11 protein-coding genes are annotated in these 18,905 nt (G+C 41.9%); 1 reads left to right on the forward strand and 10 read right to left on the reverse strand.

Annotated elements, in window-relative coordinates:
- Window positions 1–2 precede the first annotated feature (2 nt).
- The 4 genes from ACKWCA_RS09260 to ACKWCA_RS09275 form a co-directional block, all read right to left on the reverse strand.
- Entirely contained in the window at window positions 3–1,409 is a 1,407-nt protein-coding gene (locus ACKWCA_RS09260) for an ABC transporter permease (RefSeq protein ID WP_413977898.1), read from the reverse strand.
- On the reverse strand, window positions 1,406–2,122 hold the full coding sequence (locus tag ACKWCA_RS09265) for an ABC transporter ATP-binding protein (protein ID WP_413977899.1): 717 nt from the start codon (window positions 2,120–2,122) through the stop codon (window positions 1,406–1,408). Before ACKWCA_RS09265 ends, ACKWCA_RS09260 begins: the two co-directional genes overlap by 4 nt.
- Before the next feature lie 496 nt (window positions 2,123–2,618).
- On the reverse strand, window positions 2,619–3,176 hold the full coding sequence (locus ACKWCA_RS09270) for a type 1 periplasmic binding fold superfamily protein (protein ID WP_413977900.1): 558 nt from the start codon (window positions 3,174–3,176) through the stop codon (window positions 2,619–2,621).
- Between the two features lie 168 nt (window positions 3,177–3,344).
- The gene (locus tag ACKWCA_RS09275) at window positions 3,345–3,650 is read right to left on the reverse strand and encodes a hypothetical protein (RefSeq protein WP_413977901.1); all 306 of its coding nucleotides are present in this window, start codon (window positions 3,648–3,650) and stop codon (window positions 3,345–3,347) included.
- Between the two features lie 228 nt (window positions 3,651–3,878).
- Between ACKWCA_RS09275 and ACKWCA_RS09280 the strand changes: the two genes are divergently transcribed.
- Window positions 3,879–4,313, forward strand: coding sequence for a hypothetical protein (locus ACKWCA_RS09280; RefSeq protein ID WP_413977902.1), 435 nt, complete (start codon window positions 3,879–3,881; stop codon window positions 4,311–4,313).
- 154 nt (window positions 4,314–4,467) lie between these two features.
- On the opposite strand, the gene ACKWCA_RS09285 is transcribed toward ACKWCA_RS09280, so the two are convergent.
- The 6 genes from ACKWCA_RS09285 to ACKWCA_RS09310 form a co-directional block, all read right to left on the reverse strand.
- Window positions 4,468–5,343: an inositol oxygenase family protein gene (locus tag ACKWCA_RS09285; RefSeq protein ID WP_413977903.1), complete on the reverse strand. Its 876-nt coding sequence runs from the start codon at window positions 5,341–5,343 to the stop codon at window positions 4,468–4,470.
- Window positions 5,344–5,493: 150 nt separating this feature from the next.
- Window positions 5,494–9,546, reverse strand: coding sequence for a two-component regulator propeller domain-containing protein (locus ACKWCA_RS09290; protein WP_413977904.1), 4,053 nt, complete (start codon window positions 9,544–9,546; stop codon window positions 5,494–5,496).
- A gap of 77 nt (window positions 9,547–9,623) precedes the next feature.
- Window positions 9,624–11,957 carry a GH92 family glycosyl hydrolase gene (locus ACKWCA_RS09295; protein WP_413977905.1) on the reverse strand — a complete coding sequence of 778 codons (2,334 nt, stop codon included), beginning with the start codon at window positions 11,955–11,957 and terminating at the stop codon, window positions 9,624–9,626.
- Window positions 11,954–14,038 carry a glycosyl hydrolase 115 family protein gene (locus ACKWCA_RS09300; protein ID WP_413977906.1) on the reverse strand — a complete coding sequence of 695 codons (2,085 nt, stop codon included), beginning with the start codon at window positions 14,036–14,038 and terminating at the stop codon, window positions 11,954–11,956. The genes ACKWCA_RS09295 and ACKWCA_RS09300 overlap by 4 nt, the downstream gene beginning before the upstream one ends.
- A gap of 121 nt (window positions 14,039–14,159) precedes the next feature.
- A complete protein-coding gene (locus tag ACKWCA_RS09305; RefSeq protein WP_413977907.1) occupies window positions 14,160–15,785 on the reverse strand; it encodes a RagB/SusD family nutrient uptake outer membrane protein in 1,626 nt (541 codons plus the stop codon).
- Between the two features lie 37 nt (window positions 15,786–15,822).
- Complete coding sequence (locus ACKWCA_RS09310; protein ID WP_413977908.1) at window positions 15,823–18,756, reverse strand: SusC/RagA family TonB-linked outer membrane protein; 2,934 nt, start codon at window positions 18,754–18,756, stop codon at window positions 15,823–15,825.
- Window positions 18,757–18,905 lie beyond the last annotated feature (149 nt).

The raw sequence follows: 18,905 nt of genomic DNA on the forward strand, positions 1-18,905 counted from the left end.
AGCTAAAGGGTTTTGGTGGTGAAAAACAACAATCCGAAAGTGGCAAAAAGCCAGGTCGCCAACACCACCATATTGGAGGTGTTGCGATTTAGGACGGAACCGAGTTCGGGCGGATCATATTGAAAAGCGGGCAACTGCTTCCAAAAGTCGGCACTTGCTTTATAGCCCCGTTCCCCATATTGGGTGTTTTTGGCCGTATTGCCATTTAAGAACTCTTGGGTGGCGATGCGGTAGGTCTCGGCAGCATCGGCGAAATCCCAATGGGTATCATAATCGGTATGTGCAATGGCCATACTCAAAAAACGTGTGGGCAAATAAGGTGAGATAGACGCCAAACTCCGATATATATTCGATTGATTGGAGTATTGCTCTTTAAGGTAGTTGTAATGCTTAAAATAAATTTCCGCTTCATGCTCCTCCCCTTTTTGCATGCGATAGGCATTAAAATTAAAGGGAAGTTGATGTAGGCTATCCACACCGTATTCTTGCAAGACTTGTTTTTCCAACTGTTTGGCTTCCTTGCTCCATGGATCATGACCATCCAACCCTTCTTTTTTATCTTGAAGTACATTGGCTGCAAATTCTTGTCGCGTAGGGTAGGGGTACTTGTTTTCCGCAATGTTACTGGCCGCTTTGGGGGCTGCCAAACAGGCCAGAATCCAAATACAAAGGGAGGCGACCAGTGCAATTCCAGATTTTTTGACCAGGGAGGAAATCAACAATATGATGTTGATGAAAACCGCGTAATAAACCATATAGACCAAAAACATGACCCCAAGGGAGTTCCAGTTGAAGACTCCAAAATCTTGAAGGTTGTCCAATAATATTCCCGCGATTAGAAAAAGTGTTAGGGTTATGATCAAGACGGGCATAAAGAGGGCGCTCCATTTACCTAGCAACCACTTCCAATTGGAAACACCTTGACTTTTTAAGAGGGTCAAGGTGCCCATTTCGCGCTCTTTCGTAAAGCTGTTATACCCTAGAAGGATGATAAGTAGTGGTAAAATGAACAACAGAATAAAATCTGGTGTCAAATCTCCAAAGCGCGCCAGTCCGGTTTGGTCCGCCGCCGCACTGAATTGTGCTTCGTTACGTTTATGTGCTTCTAAGAAAATAGAGGTGCCCGCGTATTTGTCTACACCTTGGTCGACCAATGATAAGGGGTATTTGGGTTTGAAAGCATAGGTTCCGTAATGGGCGGCGGAGTGCGGATTCTTTTCACCTTGGTTGTCCCAAACATCCCGTTCTGACGTTTTGGCCATGGCATATTGGGCGTTCACGTTCTGGAATTGTCGGGTGCTGATCCACACGGATACTCCAAGTAATAACAGCACGATTATCAATGAGATTCTAACCCTACCCTCACGAAACAATTCCTTGGTTTCTTTAAAAAATGTTTTTGAAATCATGGTGCTACTTCTTTATAGTCCATTGTGTTGAGGTAAGCACTTTCCAATTCGGAAAGGGAAATGTCGCCGGCCACAAATTGTTGCTTCAGTTGGCCGTCTTTCATAATACCAATATGGGTAGCTACTTCTTTGGCACGGAACAGGTCATGGGTGGCCATCAAGGTGGCGACCTTTTTATCTTTGAGCTTCCGTAGCAGGCGCCCAAATTCATTACTCGCTTTAGGATCCAGACCAGAGGTAGGCTCGTCGAGTAGTAAGACTTTAGCCTCTTTAGCCAGTGCAATGGCAATACCTACCTTTTGGCGCATCCCCTTAGAAAATGTTGAAATTCGTTTACTAAAAGCCTCCGATTGCAGTCCGGCTTCTTCGAGAAACCCTTTTAACTCAGGTGTGGAAAAAGTTTTTCCTGCAATTCCTGAAAAATAATCGAGGTTTTCCACAGCGGTAAGGCTGGGGTATAGCATCAGATTTTCTGGAATATAGGCCAAGAACTTTTTGGTGTGCTTAAGGTTTTCCTGTACGTTCAACTGGTTGATGAACGCCGTGCCCGAAGTAGGCTCGATAAAGCCCAAAAGTAGATTGATAGTCGTGGTCTTTCCGGCACCGTTGGCACCAAGGAGGCAATAGATATCACCCTCTTTTACATTGAGATTCAAATGGTCTAAGGCCTTCTGCCCACCATACATTTTTGTAAGGTTATCAGTTATGATCATAATGAATGAAATAGTAAATTATACAGTATAGTAACCACTGTTTCTCCTAGAGGAAACACAGTGTTGCGCGTCAAAATTCAAGGGGTTTGCCTTGGAAAATATTAGTAACGTATAGAAACAGGGGGTCCTCTGAGCCGGGAAAGGGCTCTAAGAGTCGATTCAAAGATGAGTTCGCCAAGACCAATAACTACAACGGAAATCGGGATAGCTATTAAAGGAGAACGGGATGACTGTAGAAGGAACGTTTGTCCCAATAATTTGGCACATAGTTCGCAAGAAGTGGAGTTTTCATCAATTTGGGAATCATTCGCGTCATGTTCACTATGGAAATCAAACGAATGTTGCGTAAAGACATGGATGGTATGGATTGACGACTGCACAAATAGTACAATTGTCAACAGCAGTACAAACCACTTTTTGGTTCTATCGCTTCCCATGGGAAAAGGGTGAGTGGAGCACATCCACTACGGATTATTGGTTAAAAGTTTAACGAAACTTATTCAACGGTTACATTGAATGTTTGTGTAATATCGGTTTCACCGCCAGCATCGGCCAATGTGCCATCATTCGGTTTTTTGGGTTCATGCCGTAGGGTGAACGTAAGGGTTCCTGAACTCGCGGCACCCGCCGTAAGTTTGATTTGCGTTCCTAACGGGTTGCCATCGCCGTCAAAATTGACGTATTCCATGGTGACGTCTAGACCGTCGCCAATAGTATAGAAAAATTGGTGTTCCTCATCTTCTTCTTCGACTTCATCCGTAATGTTTTCCGGGGGAGTCTCGGTTTCGTTCAACAAAAGAATATTGCCCGTATAGGACGTTCCTGCAACAAAACTTCCAGAAACCTCTTTTACTGGAGCATTGGGTCCGTCACCATCGAGGTCTCGTGACTCCATTGTGATTACGGCACCGCCGCTATCGGGGTTTAGGGTTACCATTAAGGTAGTGATGACCTCTTCTTCATTAACGATGTCTGGAGTATTGTCATCATCGGAACAGGAGGCAAAAAATAAGGTCAAAAAGGTAAACATAGATAAAAACTGAACTGTTTTCATGGCTAAAATTGAGAATGAATACTAAAACTAATTGTGATGTACTTGGGTTTCGCCTCAATGATATTCACATTTGATTCCTTTGATTCTTTCGAATCGACGCATATCAAAATAGGAGGAACTTCGGTGTTGAATCGAAGAGCCTTAAAAAGAGACGAAAAACAGGAGGGATTATCCTAAAATAGTAGGCGGGGGCCTTGAGAAAAGTGAGCCCTTATAAAAAGAAACGATAGCTTCTTGATCGAAAGGACGGACTGTTGGTTCAGAAGGTATGATAATCAGCGACTTTTCAATAGTAGTCGATGCTGGAATGATGCCATCAAGTTGCTGACCTTCGAGTGTCAATACACAAAGTTCACAATTCGTATTGGAGTCCTCCAACGTATCGTGATGCTCGTAAACATGAAATGCAGAAATCTTCGTCAGTAACAAACCGACAAGAATAAATATACCAAAAGGGCTTAGTATTTCTTTCATGTTATCACAAACTTAGTGAATTCTCAGTAAATTTTGATGCTTATCAAGTAATGATAGTAGAAGAGTGCTTCACAATGTATTCGATAGTAAGGAATTTTTTATGAAGTCTATCAACGCTCATAAAATACAAACTAGTAAACCCGACATTTGTGAAGGAGTCTTTTTTGGTGCCGATATATTTTTAGGCAACCATTTTTCATTTTTGACATCCTTATGGAAATCCTTTATATGATGATGAAAAGACTAAAACTATCAGTTGTAGCCCTAGTCGTACTCTCAATGATGACACAAATGTCATGCGATAGTAGCGATGATTCCAATGCGGAATGTCAAGATGCTATCTGTACGGCAGTATTCGTGAGAATCATGGTAACCATAACCGATGAAAATCAAAACCCCATTGCCTTGGATTCTTTTGAAGTGATACATCGGGAAAATGGAAATGCCATAGCAACATCACTAACTGCTTCTGAACTAGAAGGAGCTAAAGAACTCGGGCGATATCCATTGATAGAAGATGGAATTCTAGGAGTAAACCAAGAACTACAGGTTTTATTTAGAGGATACATTAACGGTCAGGAAGTCATAGATAGTGATTATACCGTTGGCACCGACTGTTGTCATGTAAGTGTGACTTCTGGAGATATAGCGCTTATCCTCTAACTAAAACGATGCCCCACCCCTCGAACGATCTAAAGTGCATTGTCCACTTTTTTCACTAATCTGAAAAATAGACTCCTTGTTGAAACCAAAATCGTCCGAACATGAATCGGCTTTCTAAGCGTACACTTTCGTTTAAAGTAATCGTTTGGTGTACTTAGAATTTCAACTTCTCGGGGAGGTATTTCGATACCAAACCTTCGTAGTAGGGGCGTAAGGCTTTGGCATCGGGTTTTATCGGAGCTTTGGAATAGAGATCGTACGGATTGAATTTTTTCACCCATTCAAACATTTCGTGGTCGTGGGCATTCATCAGATGACTATAGGCACCCTCTCGATGCTGGGCATAGAAAGAATGGTACCGTATCATATATAAAGCGGGTTCGGGTAAAAAATCCTTCGTTATTTGATAGAGGTATTCGTCATGGCCCCAACTCATTTTAACATTGTTCAATCCACAGTTTTTACTATAGATGCCATATTTATGATTGTATTTTTGATTTGTATAATCAGGGTTTTCCTTGAAAAATTCATGATAAACGATTTGATCCGAAAATTGGCATCCTACCGGGAAGGTGTCCCCTACAACGGCCCATTGAGGTTCGCCAAAAAGACAGAGCACCTTGCCCATATCATGTAAAAATCCGGTCAGTACAAACCAGTCTGGGTGTCCGTCTGCCCGAATGGCCTCAGAGGTTTGTAGTAAGTGTTGTAATTGATCTAAATCGATATCGGGGTCACTATCGTCTACCAGGGTGTTTAGAAAGGTAACGGCGTCCCAAATGGACATTTCCCTTCTATTGAACTTCAAGAATTCCTCTTCCTTTTTACAGACAAAATCATAGGTCTGAAAAGTGTGATTAAGACGATAGAACTGCTTTACGGTATCTAATCTATCGGAATCTACATAGTTTCGAAATTCTTCCTTCTTCTTTTGAGATACTTCCGGATCGGGATATCGCTCCAGCAAGTGATCTTCCCAATCATCAATATCATTCATTGGGGTATGCTGCGGTTTTAAGGGCTCTTTCATATGACGGATTTTATCATGGGGTACACCTTGCCATTATACAACTTCAAAGCTACCAAATGCGTTGTAAGGTATGTACAGGATCGCAATTGCATATGGATAAACAATTCAAAAGAATGGAAAAATCAATCTATTACTCGAAGACTAGCGTTTCTATTTAATCAATTGGCTAGGGGGGTACCCGAATTGCTTCTTAAAACAGCGGCTGAAATAAAGTGGATCACTAAAACCAACATGGTCTGTAACTTCCGAAACATTGTACTTCTTGGTTTTAAGTAGTTTTGCCGATTTTTTTAGACGTATGGTTCTTATGAATTCATTGGGGGCAAGGCCGGTCAGCTCCTTGATTTTTCGATATAGTTTGGACGAACTCATTCCTATTTCCGCACAAAGAAAACTTGAGTTAAGATTCGTATTTCCCATGTTTTCCTCTATTAGCACGTTTAATCTGGCCATAAGATCTTCATCGATGGGGGAATGCACGATTAGGCTTACTTCACTTTCAATATCTTCAGAGAATCTGGCTTTTAGTAGTTTACGTGACCTGATGACGTTTTCGATTCGCGATCGTAAGAGCGATGGCTCAAAGGGTTTCACCAAATAGCCGTCTGCTCCATAGGTGAACCCTTTTATTTTATCTGCATTTTCAGATAAGGCCGTAAGCAGTATAACCGGAATATGGCTGATAGTGGCGTCATTTTTTAGGCGATCACAGAATTGAAGTCCGTCCATAATGGGCATCATAACATCGGCCACGCACAATATTGGCTTGATCTGGGCACAAATTCGTAGTGCTTCTTTACCGTTTTCCGCTTGAAATACCCTATAAAAGTCAGACAGGTAGTCGACCAAATAGGCGCGAAGTTCAGAGTTGTCCTCCACGATTAAGATACGTTCTTTTACATCTGTGCCTTGAATTATTTTTTTTGCAGTAGTGAGTTGAGGTGATTCGTCGATGATCCGATTTTGGCCATATTCAAAAATCTCATCACCGAGATAGGCATCACGTTCAATCGGTAGTTTCAATGTAAAAAGGCTCCCTTGATCTGGAGAACTCTGAACAGCAATGGTGCCTTTGTGCAAACTGACCAGGGCTTTTACAAAGGAAAGGCCAATGCCTGCTCCGGTATTATTAGCGGTACTGTTTTTTGCTTGATAGAACCTTGTAAAGATCTTTTCGTGACTCGCTGACGGAATTCCTATTCCGTTATCACTTACTTCTACGACCAGAAGCACTTGGTTATTTTCCGTTTTTTTGGTCAAAAAGAGATCCACGTTGCCGTATTCGTGGGTAAACTTGAAAGCGTTGCTCAACAGATTGTATAGAATTTTATCATATTTATCACGATCGATGTACCCTTGAAAATCATCTATTTCGGAAATGTAATTGAATTGTATTTTTCTGTCTTCCGCAAATTCTTCGAAAGTCTCGAACGTGGTCTTCGTATGCTTTGCAATGTCTGTTTTTGATACCTTCAATCGTAATTTCCCTGTTTTTGATTTTCTAAAGTCCAGTACTTGGTCCACTAAATTCAACAGCCTATTGGTATTTTGATGTATGAGGTCAAACTTTCTTTTTTGAAAGTGATTGGTCGTTTCTTTATTCTCTTCCAATAACTGTTTGATAGGGCCTAAAATCAACGTTAAGGGGGTTCTGATTTCATGGGATATGTTGGTGAAAAACCGAAGTTTCTCATTGTTCAGTTTCTCATCACGTTCACGCTTTACTTTCTCCATCAAGAGTTGTTGTTTCAATTCTAGTCTTATTTTGATTTGCCTTCGAATCAAATAGAAGAGTAAAGTCAGAATGAGCAGTAGCAATATCCAAGCTTTGTAGGTGAGCCAGAAAGGGGGTAAAATAGCTACTTCGTAGACCGAGGGATCGCTCCAGACACCATGACTGTTCATCGCTCTCACTTTGAACACATAGTCCCCGAAAAAAAGATTGGTGTATTGAACAGTCCGCTGATTTACGTCAACCGTATTCCAAGATTCATCAAAACCTTCTAAAATATAGCTGTACTTGTTGGCCCGTTCGTTGACATAGGAAGGACTGGAAAAGGTAAATGCGAAATTCTTGTTTACATTTTTCAATCTTAGTTTGCGTTCTGAATTAATATCCTTGTCCAGAATTTTTTGGTCATTTAAAATACTTCCGACTTTAATCTCTTTGTTTTGTACACTAACACTAGTAATCATTGGTGGGGGCGAATAGTCATTATCTTTTAGCACTGATGGCGAAAAGGAAATGACCCCGTCTTTACCTCCCAAATAAATATGCGAATCATCCGAATAGTAAAAACCGCTCAAACTAAACACATCTAAGCGATTGCCACTGTTGGCATGATATGTTTTTAATTCATGGGTATCCACATCATAACTGGCTACCTGATTATTGTTCATGTTGAGCCATAGCAAATCGTTTTCATCAGAGATTACGTCGGTTATCCACCTGCCCTGCAATTCCGTGGGCATCGTAGCGGGCAAAAAGTCATCGAGACTTTCATCGTAATAGTTCAATCCGTTTCTGGTAGCGGCCCAAATTCTTCCGTTATTGTCCTTGGCCAAATCGCTCACATTGTTGTGTAATAAACCTCTTTCAGGGTGGCTATTCGCCTTATACGACTTTGTCTTTTCAGAAAAAGAATCGTATCTGAAAACACCGTCTTGAGTGGCAATCCAAATCTTGCCTACATCGTCAACGAGAATTTTATTAACTTCTTTATGGACACTTGAAATGCCCGGCGAATCAATAACTTCTAATGTTTCTATGTCTATGGCAACCAAACCTTCTCCATGGGAGCCAACCACCATTTTGTTTTCACCGATCTTCGCGAAAGACAGCACGGGATCTTGCTGAAAGCCGACATTTAAAACCGCTGTGCGATTCTTTAAGTAATCATAAACCAAAATCTCGCCACTCCATAGACCACAATAAAATGTTTTGCCATCGAAAGACTGAATGCTAGCAATATCTTTCATGCCCTTGTATAGCGGAATGTAACTTTCATTTTCTGAAATAAACAGGCCGTTATGCCTAGTGGCCACCACTATTTTTCCATCAAATGTTTTTGAAAAGCCCCTTATACGAGGTACTTGGTTTTCAATATATTTGGAGATTTCTTTGTTCGTTTTAAACTGGTTTTCAAAGGGGTCGTATTTATCAAAACCGTTTTCCGTACCTACCCAGAGTACTCCTGATGCATCAAAAAAGAGTGCCGATATCAAATCATCGACCAAGGTGTCATCATCGGAAAGCTCGGAGTAATACCACTCAAAATTCTGTAAAGCAACATCTTCTAATCGATCGACCACTAGTATACCTCCCAAGGTGCCCAGCCAATAGTTTCCTTCAGGAGATCGAGCGACCGAGATAAAATGAGGACCTATCTTGTCACGAACCGTTTCATCTTCAATATATAGGTTCTCAAATTCGTCACCTTCTTCATTTAACCTATAGAGCCCTTCGCGCGTACCAACGAAAATAGCTGCTTCCGTATCTTCATAAATGAAGTTTACATAAGGATTTACTTCCTCTGATTCCGGTACCGTTAGAGTATAGTTCTTCCGATCGGTAATGGCGCCTTTTTGATCGAGTTCGATTTTGACAATGCCAGCGGTTTTATAGCTGCCAATCCAAATATTGCCCATTGAATCTTCGAATATTTCCTTGATGTACTGAAAATTGGGTAGCGGTATTTTTTTGAATGTGTTTTGCCCTGGATAATATATGAATAAACCGTTGTCTTTAGTACCTATCCAAACCCGGCTAAAACGGTCAATATGAATGGACCTTATCTCAGGATCTGGCAAACTATTCGGGTTATCGGAATCGGGAAGGAATGTCGAAAAGGCTTGGGTATGCATATCCAAACGAATAAGCCCATTTCTTGTGCCTATCCACAATTGGTTCATTTCATTATCAAGTTCAAGTGCGGTAATATCCCCACTTTGAATCGTATTGTTCGATGATATGGCTCCGAACCCCTTGAATTCTTGTCCGTCAAAACGATTTAAACCAGAAAATGTGCCCAGCCAAAGAAAACCATTCTCATCCTGTAGAATATGCCGTACTGAATTATGTGAAAGCCCATCATTATCATTATAATGTTCGAACTTGATATTCTGGGCCTGCATATGGATGCCGAGCATCAATAGCAACAAAAATTTCATCACTTTCCGATACAGGGCTTTTTCAAATCGCATACTACAATTTACGGTTTTAAAAGGGAAGTCACGGACCTTTTTCAGTGTACCTAGTTTCCAAAGCGCAAGGCACTATATTACTCCAGCTTTGAATTCTTTTCCGAAGACATATAAAGTTCCAGCACGCCTCCTTCTATCAATTTTTCGTGGTTTATAAATGGTGCTTCCAAGGGCGTATCGTTCCATAACAACCTATCAACGTAGATGTTTTCGGAACTATTCCCATGGGATATGATTTGAACCTTTTCGCCTGGATAATAATTAGTGTTCAACATAATGGTAATGGAATCAAAAATGGGACTGCCGATTTCGTATTCCGGGTTTTCTTGAACACCGCCGTCCATTTGAAAAACACCTATTTTTAAAAGTACTGCCAAGCTTCCCATAAGACCTTGGTCTTCATCACCATTATACCCCGTCGAAGGATTTAGCCCGCCAAACACAATTTCCGAAACCTGCCTTGACCAATATTGAGTGAGGTCAGGACGGCCAAGCCTGTTAAAGATAAAGGCGGTTTGCATTGAGGGTTGGTTGCCGTAATTTATGGGAATTCGGCTCCATTCCGGATGCATCTCCCGATCATGCGAGCTTCCAGCCGTAAACCCTTGCTTTTGGGCTGCCTTAAATTGGGTGTTTAGTTTTTCCACGGCTTGTTCGGTACTTCCCATAAGCTGTGCTAAACCGATGAGGTCATGCGGTACAAACCACGTTGCTTGTGCCCCGTTAGACTCGTTGAATCCCGATTCATATTTGTACGGATCAAAGTGTGGGTGCCACTGCCCCCTAACATCCTTTGGACGCATCCAACCCGAGACTTCATCGTACACATTTTTGTAGTTAAGAGCCCTTTCCGAAAAATAGTTGAAGTCTTGTACTTCACCTAATTTTTTCGCAAGTTGTGCCAGTACAAAATCTTGGTAGGCATATTCCATTGTCAGGCTGGCCCCATCTTGATGTCCTCCGAACTTGCCTTCGGGTATGGGGTATGGCACATAGCCTTTATCAAGGTAGTGCTTCAGACCACCACCAATAGTGGTCGTATGTTCATATCCGGCTTTTTCCATGATACCGCCAGGCATATGGTTCTTTTTTAGTTTTTGATAAACCGAATCAAGATCTTTGGTAATCAGACCTTGTTGAATCGCACTTACAATAAACGGAGTACTGGAAGCACCTGTCATTACATAGGTGTAATTGCCTCCGGAAGGCCCTCTAGGAATGAGTCCGCCATCCTTTTCGTACTGTAAAAGCGACTGAACAAATTCTTCTTTTATTTCAGGGTAGACTAATCCCCAGAGTGTATTGATCGTCCATTGTGCTCCCCAAAAAGAATCGGAATTGTAGTGATTGAATTCAGGAATTCCATACGGGTCGAGGGGCAATTGGCCAATGCGAAATGCAGCTCCAGTATTGTCAGGATACGCACCATTGACATCACTAATGGTCCGTCGCCCTTGCAAAGCGTGCCATAAGTCGGTGTAAAACCTTCTTTGGGCCTTTTTTGTTGCGCCCTGCACCTTTATCCTGCTCAATAATTCGTTCCATTCCTCCTTCGAATCTTGAACTATTTGATCAAAATTCCAGTGTGACAGTTCAGCATCCATATTGCGTTTTGCATTGGCGGTCGAGGTGTACGAAATAGCGACCTTCATTAATACAGGCTGCTGGCTTTCTTTCAAAGCCAATTTATAGTTGCCGGTTTCTTGATGCTTTAGTAAGCTCTTAGCGGCCGTATTTAAAACAACATGAAAGAAAACTGAGTGTGGCTTTGGTTTTCTGCTGGTGGGAGCCACCACGAACTCACCTGAAAATTCCGTAGCGGAAATTTGGGTCAGTTGCCCTTTTAATGTCTCACATGGCCCTAATTGCCCATTAAGGTTGAATAAAATGGCTTTCTCTGCCTTATCGTTTTCAAAGGTATATCTATGCATACCAACGCGTTTGGTGCTGGTCAGCTCGGTCTTTATGCCATAGCGTTGTAATTTTACCCGGTGATAGCCAGGTGAGACTTCTTCATCTTCATGGGAGAATTTTGAATAGAAATCCGTGAATACCGTCGCTTGGTTTTCGCCATCTAATACTACGGGCATAACCGAAAGCCCTGAGAGTTGCCAGCCGTGTACATGACTAAATCCCTTTATCGTATCTATTTCATAGCGATAGCCACTACCCCAAGTTCCTTTTAGTTGCGTATCAGGACTTAGATTTACCATGCCAAAAGGACGGGCCGCCGAGGAAAAAAGAAACCATCTGGAATTCTCGGTATCTAACTGCGGATACACCAAATCAACGGGTTGAATAGCGTTAACCACTTCTTTGCGGTTTTTTTCAATTTGTTTGCAGCAATGAAGAGCGCCTACAATCAAAAGCATCCATGAAATTGTGTATAAAGGAACTCTGATGGTTTTCATTCAATAGTTGCTTGAAGTTTACTGCGTAAATTTGATGCTATCTTTTTCATCATTTCAAAATCAGGAAATCCATTATTAGGCCTCCTGAGCTCTGGAGAATACCAATTTACCCATTTCTTGTTTTTATCCCCTATTTCTCTAGTTTTATATAGCTTTTCTAGTTGCGCCGTCGCTTCTGGTAGCAGTGTTAATGCCTCTTTTATGAAGGTCGCATCTTGCCCATTGGAAGCTTTCTTTTTTAGCTTGGCCATTTTGTGCAAGGTTTGCTCAAAGGCAATAAGTTCGGCATACAATAAACTTGGAAGGTAGATGTAATCATGATAGAATTCTTTGTTCATTGTATTCTTCGATACCCCTTTTGAGGCCTCAAGTAGTGCTGCCTTGATTTTCTTTGCAGTATGGCCAACGTGCTCAAAATCATTTTGAACCCTTGCATAGTCTGAAGGTACCGGTGTTTTGCCGGGGCGCTCAATAGGCTCATCCGATAGGTACGATATGACCTCGCGAATTTCCCATAGGTGCTGAACATACCCTATTCGACCCTCTTGGGCGTCGCTAAGCAGTCGCATTGAGGCCACGGCATGCGCTGCGGTTTCCGCCTCGAAATAGCGCGCTGTCCATTTTTTGTAGAAGGCTTCCCCGGTAAATTCGTCGGGAGTATTCGAAATTTCTGAATACGCCTCTATATTCAAAAGGAAGGGCCTGAAGTTTTGACCATTTACCAAACAAAACTGATAAGCATCCAGGTCTTCAAAAGAGGCTTTCATCACATACTCTATGGTTTCGGGATAGGGATTATGAACGGTATGGTTTAACCAAAAGCCTGCATGCATATAGGTCCCGAACGCATACCCATCCGTGGTATTCGGTAAGAACCTATAATCGCCAAAACCGTCATCCGACCAGCAGACGATCCAATCTTTAGGTGGTCTAAAACCATCGTTCCACATTTGCATGGCATCGGAATAGCAGACCAAAACCTTCTCGGCTTTAGGGTTGTATTCCTCTACAAGTGCTCCAAAAACTTCATATACGGCATTGAATACCTGAATTTTGTCTTCTCCACAACTACTTTCGTATTCCCAGTCCCAGACCTGATGTCTCGGGCGCAGCATGAAAATATCCGTTTTTTTTAAAGGTGTTTTCTCCAGGTAGTAGCGCCAGGCACCGATCCAATCCTCTTTATAGTGCTCCCAACAAGTGGCTTTATCAGCTGACATCGGATGTATTTGATACCCCAAAGCGAAGTCAATGGCTATTTTCATCCCTTTGGAATGGGCATAATCAATCATTTTCTCAAGGTACTCGATGTTTATTTTATACTCGGGATGGAGTTCTTTATATTCCGGTCGAATGAAAAATTCCGGCCTACCCAACATATCGAATAGTTGAATGGCATTGTAGCGTAGTCTGACTAGGGCATTGATCATTTCAGTATAGCTCTCCCAGTCGTATTCAAGTAGATTTCCCCGATAGTTGGCCAGTTCATCAACATCGTTTTCGAAGTAACATAAAAGTGGGACTTTTGGTGGAGGTATTTTTTTGTTTTCGAAAGCGAAAAAATCGGTGAATTTTTTTTGCTTTGGAAGTTTACCTGTCCAAAATTTCAAAGGATCGATATCCAAAATTTCTTCCGCGTAGTCATATACTGCATATTGTAGGCCCTGTACATCGGAACCCGCTAGAATGATTGCTTGCGCTCCGTTCTTCAAGGATGCCTTGGACCATATTCCGCCTCTTGGCCCCGGCTTGGATGGCGATAGTTCTAACTTCGACTCTTTTGTTAAATTCGTGATTATCGTATTGGACCGTGACGTGCCTAGTACGAAAAACAAACCGTCATCCGGTAGTTTTTCAGTTTCAGAGATTACTTTGATGCTAAAATCGGCAACGTCACCCAAGTCATTTTTAAAATCGCTAATGAGGTTTAATTCCAATTCGCTTGGGGCATTTCCGCTAATGATGAAACACTCTTGAGCGGTTTCTTCCGCGCATGATAGCAGCAACGTTGTGACCAGAGAGAGCAACCAGATACGCTTAAATTCATAACAAAGCGACTGTTTCGGTATACGGTTCCTCATAATGCTAAAAAGGTTGAATTGATCCATATGATACTAGAGTTGGGCATAGTATAAAATAAAATGGGCAGATGATATGAGGTCCGCCCATTTTAAACTCAACTAACTAACAATTTTAGAAACTTTAATAACCTGGATTTTGCACTAAGCCCGGTGTTTCAGCCAATGGCCCAGGGGGTATTGGGTATATTCTCTTGTTCGGGTCTGAATCGGTCTTATCTATCCAAGCGTTTTCCCAAGTACCAAATCTGATTTGATCTGTTCTTCTATGGTACTCCCAATAGAACTCAAAACCTCTTTCATCGTAAACCTCTTCTAGCGAAGCACTCGGTAGTGCAAAATCGGCCCCACCGCGGGCAACCCTTATAGCATTTACGTCGGCAAGGGCATCACCTGATCCTAACCTTAACCGTGCCTCAGCTCGCATCAAATATAAATCTGCCAATCTGAAGACAACGATATCTACGCCAGTATCATCTCTGTTGGCGCCTAGACCGTCTATGCTCCATTTTGAAACCCGTACCCCAACAGATTGGTTTTCGGCAATCAAACTTACTTCTCGAGTATGATTTGCCATTGATTCATCTCTGGTCCAAAGTTGAACAGGGACAATATCAATAGTACCGTCATCATTGATTATAGGTGTTCCACTATCATTGTTAAGACCATAAATCTGTCCTTCAAGAAAACCCCTGTTCATTTTATAATCATCTAGTGGTATGGTAACTAATTCATTTGGGTAGTTTTCTTTATAAAATCTTGGGTCATTGGCTGAGTCCCACGTGTCTAAAAACCCGGGTAAAGTGCATCCTGCATCAGAACCTGTTTCATATCCGCCATCGACAGGATAAAGCAGACCTCTCGACAGGCCATTTGTGGTGTTTCTGGAAACACTTCTGCCCCCGATTCTTATTGCCGTTTTTTCATTCTTTACAGACCATATGATTTCAGGGTGATTTTCATTGTCCGGATCGAACATGCTGAAATAATCATCGGTTTCCAAAGAATGTACTCCGCCATTGATCACTTCGGTAGTAAGGTCGATTACTTGCTGCATATCCTCATTGGAGAAAGAAAAGTTTGAAGCATATCTGTCTTCATAGACTACTTTGTTTAAATAGATCCGTGCCAAAAGCGATTTTGCCGCATCTTGGGTAAAGCGAACTGTGTTTTTACCCGTAGGAAGATTGGACATCACTGATTGCAAGTTCTCGATTATCGTACCTACAGCTTCGGCTCCGGTAAGGATTTGTGGGTCTGCATTAAAATCGATTTCAGTAGTTCCGCGATAGGGTACTTGACCATAGGCATCCAAGGCTACCCACATGAAATGGGATAATAATCCTACGGCCTCTGCATGCTCTTGCGAACCTTCATCCAAAAAATCGACAGCCTGGCTTGCACTTGCCAATCCTGATACGATGTGTTCAAAGGTCTCTCTTGTATAACGATGATTGGGTCCCCAATCATGTCTGTGCAACTCTTGAAAGGTGCCGCCGTCAAACCAATCACTTTGTCTAGTAGGAACCATGCCTTCATCTGCTGAAAAGGTCTGCAGCGCAAAAAACCAACGGTGCCCGTAAACTCTTCTCATATTGTTGTATGCCGGGGCCAAAAGATTTAATGGATCTGCATTGGTCAACAAATCCTCGCCGAGCGCTTCGTCGATAATTTCTTCTTCGATATCACATGATTGAAATCCGAAGAGGACAGTCAACATGATGCAAAAAATAATAGATTTTTTTTTCATAACGTATATTGTATATTGAATTACTTTGCTGTTTAAATTAGAAAGAAAGGTCAAGGCCTAAAATGAAGGTTTGCGGACGTGGATAACCTCCAAAATCTACTCCATAAACATTACCGCCACCCGTATTTATTTCAGGGTCGTAGCCCGAATAGTCGGTTATGACGAATATATTTTGCCCAGTAACATACACTCTTAAGGTGTCAAGAAAACCATTGTTTTCGACGTTCCACCCCAAAGTGGCATTGTTCAATCTAAAGAAGGAACCATCCTCAATGAACCTAGATGAAGAAACAGGGGCAACCAGAGGACTTTCATTAACATCTAAATATTCCCTAAAAATGTTATTCCCGTTTTGCCCTAAAGATGCTGCACTTGAATACGCTCTTGCCGTGTTATTAAAAATGTCGACGCCGCTAACACCATTAAAGCCCAATGCTAGATCGAAACTTTTGTACCTTGTATTAATGTTTAATCCAAAAATCGTATTGGGCAATGCATCTCCTACTATTTCAGGATCTGATATGATTTCTACACCATCGCCATCATACCCTTGAAATCTAGGTAAAAAGAACGACCCTGCAGATTCTCCATTGGTAAAGATGCTACTAAATTCCCCTGATGCCCCAGGTCCTGAAATGCCTCCAACAAAGAGATCTGTTGTTAGTCCATTAATGGAATTATCCAAAAATGATATGTTTCCAGAAAAATCAAGTGAAAAATCTTCAGTTCTTGCAGCATTTACATTAAGCGCAAATTCAAATCCTTTATTAATGATTTCCGCATCTGAATTGATGAAAATAGTGCTCGCCAATGCAGGAACCGGTGCAGAAACCTCTAGGAAAAGATCGGTCGTATTTTTATGAAAATAGTCGAATGTACCGCTAACTTTACCATTTAATATAGCCCAATCAAGACCTACGTTGTATTGCTCTGTAACCTCCCACTTTAAATCAGGATTAGGTGTTCGTGTGGTGGTTACACCGTTGACAACCGTTGTTCCGTCAAAGGTAAAACTGTTATCAAAGCTTGTCTCGAAAGAGGCCTGTGTAACGCGTACGGGAACGGCTTGGTTACCTGTTTGTCCCCAACCTAGTCTCAATTTTAAATTGGAAAACACTTCTGAATTCGCAAGAAACTGTTCTTGGTCTATTCTCCATCCTAAACCGACCGCTGGAAAATAACCGTATTTGTTGTTATCACCAAACACTGAAGAACCGTCTGCCCTAAGTGATGCAGTTACCAGGTATTTATCCGAAAAACTAGCATTGAACCTTCCGAAGAACGATTGTAATTTTCTTTCCGTGTTGCTTGTTGATATGATAGGCGTTCCCTGTGCGACTCCTAAATTAAAAATAGGATCGATTTCCCTAGTACTAAAATCAAACTGCTGAATTCTCAAACCAGTATTATTGAATGTCTGATAGGAATGCCCTGCGAGCACATCGAAATTCCATTTATCATAACTTTTTGTATAAGTCAAAAAATTCTCTATTAAGACATTGGTATCCTCCCTTGAATCTTGAGTAACCTGATCTTGACCTTGGTCTCCTCCATCAACCGAATTATTGAACAGCCTGAAAAAGCGATCCGTATCTGAATTTTCGTAACCGAAATTAAGCTTATAGTCCAAGCCTTTCACAATGGTGTAAGTGGTAGTGAAGTTCGCCAAAACTCTTTTGCTCTCGGCCCTATCACGATATAGGTCAAAAAATGATACAGGGTTGTCGGTGGCACCGGCCCTAGTTGTCACTTCACCTCCGGCAAAGACGGGAGACGTTGGGTTGGCTCTAAGTGCTCCGGTAATTACACTTCCTAAGGCTTGGCTTTCGTCCGTAAGATCTGCCACAGTAATGTTAGCTCTGAATTTTAACCTGTCATCCAGTAATGAGGTACCTATATTCAGTCTTCCTGTGATACTTTCGTGTCCTGTAGTTTCAACGACCCCTTCCTGATCCAGATAGCCCAGTGATACATTGTAGGTTGTTGTACCCGCTCCGCCGGAAAAGCCTAAATTATAATTACCAACCTGAGCCGTTCGATAAATCTCATCTTGCCAGTCGGTGTTGGTATTCGCCCCATCAATATAAGATGCAGGATCCCTTTCGACTATCGAGGCCAAACGTGCTGTTTGCTCACGATATTCAGCAGCACTGAGCACATCAACATCTCTGGCTACCGTGGCAAAACCCCTTGATGAACTAAAGGTGACCTTTGTTTTGCCTACCTTTCCTTCCTTGGTCTTTATAAGAATAACGCCATTGGCACCCCGAGTACCGTAAATCGCCGTAGCGGAGGCATCTTTTAAAACGGTTATACTTTCGATATCCTGAGGATTCAAAAAGTTCAAAGGATTCTTGGGTCTTGAAGTTCCACCAACACCTGAAAGACCGGCACCGGTAGAGGAGCCTCCATCCAAAGGAACACCATCAACTACAAATAAAGGATTACTGGAACTGCCTATTGAATTTACACCACGGATGTTGATGTCAATAGCGCTTCCTGGTTCACCGGAGCCTGTGGTTACATTGACACCGGCAATCTTACCTTGCAATAACTGCCCAGGAGCATTATTTACACCCTTGTTAAAATCCTCGGCTCCAACAACTTTAACCGCTCCGGTCACATCTTTGGATTTTATACCGCCATACCCCACTAGAACTACCTCATCAAGATTGGTGGAAGTGGTAATCAGTTGTACGCTATACGTTGAAGAACCATCCAAAACAATTTCTTTGGTTTCATAGCCGATGTAAGAGATCACCAAAGTGGAGGCGTCGTCATTTACCGTTATGGTAAAGTTTCCATCAAAATCAGAAACCACTCCATTGGTGGTTCCCTTTTCCAAGACACTAGCACCGGGTAGGGGAGCATCTGTTTCATCAAGCACCACACCGTTGATTTGTGTTTGCGCAAATGAAACCGACGCGACACCTAAAGCAAGGAGTGTCATTAAAATCTTAAGTTTTTTCATTTTGAATAAGTTGATTAAAGTTTATTCAAACTTACAAGCACCTCAAGGTTGTAGAGATGGATATTTGCATCAAAAACATGGATAAATCTGTCAATAGTGCAATTTTTACAGGGGTTTTATGCCATTCCTTGAAAATCGGAACAGATTTG

Source organism: Maribacter corallii (assembly GCF_047345415.1).
In the GTDB taxonomy this organism is placed as follows: domain Bacteria; phylum Bacteroidota; class Bacteroidia; order Flavobacteriales; family Flavobacteriaceae; genus Maribacter_C.

Bases quoted from the DNA above. Each gene is read 5' to 3' on its own strand.
- ACKWCA_RS09305 (WP_413977907.1), bottom strand. From the start codon at position 15,785: ATGAAAAAAAAATCTATTATTTTTTGCATCATGTTGACTGTCCTCTTC.
- ACKWCA_RS09295 (WP_413977905.1), bottom strand. From the start codon at position 11,957: ATGAAAACCATCAGAGTTCCTTTATACACAATTTCATGGATGCTTTTG.
- ACKWCA_RS09290 (WP_413977904.1), bottom strand. From the start codon at position 9,546: ATGCGATTTGAAAAAGCCCTGTATCGGAAAGTGATGAAATTTTTGTTG.
- ACKWCA_RS09265 (WP_413977899.1), bottom strand. From the start codon at position 2,122: ATGATCATAACTGATAACCTTACAAAAATGTATGGTGGGCAGAAGGCC.
- ACKWCA_RS09310 (WP_413977908.1), bottom strand. From the start codon at position 18,756: ATGAAAAAACTTAAGATTTTAATGACACTCCTTGCTTTAGGTGTCGCG.
- ACKWCA_RS09300 (WP_413977906.1), bottom strand. From the start codon at position 14,038: ATGAGGAACCGTATACCGAAACAGTCGCTTTGTTATGAATTTAAGCGT.
- ACKWCA_RS09280 (WP_413977902.1), top strand. From the start codon at position 3,879: ATGATGATGAAAAGACTAAAACTATCAGTTGTAGCCCTAGTCGTACTC.
- ACKWCA_RS09270 (WP_413977900.1), bottom strand. From the start codon at position 3,176: ATGAAAACAGTTCAGTTTTTATCTATGTTTACCTTTTTGACCTTATTT.
- ACKWCA_RS09285 (WP_413977903.1), bottom strand. From the start codon at position 5,343: ATGAAAGAGCCCTTAAAACCGCAGCATACCCCAATGAATGATATTGAT.
- ACKWCA_RS09275 (WP_413977901.1), bottom strand. From the start codon at position 3,650: ATGAAAGAAATACTAAGCCCTTTTGGTATATTTATTCTTGTCGGTTTG.
- ACKWCA_RS09260 (WP_413977898.1), bottom strand. From the start codon at position 1,409: ATGATTTCAAAAACATTTTTTAAAGAAACCAAGGAATTGTTTCGTGAG.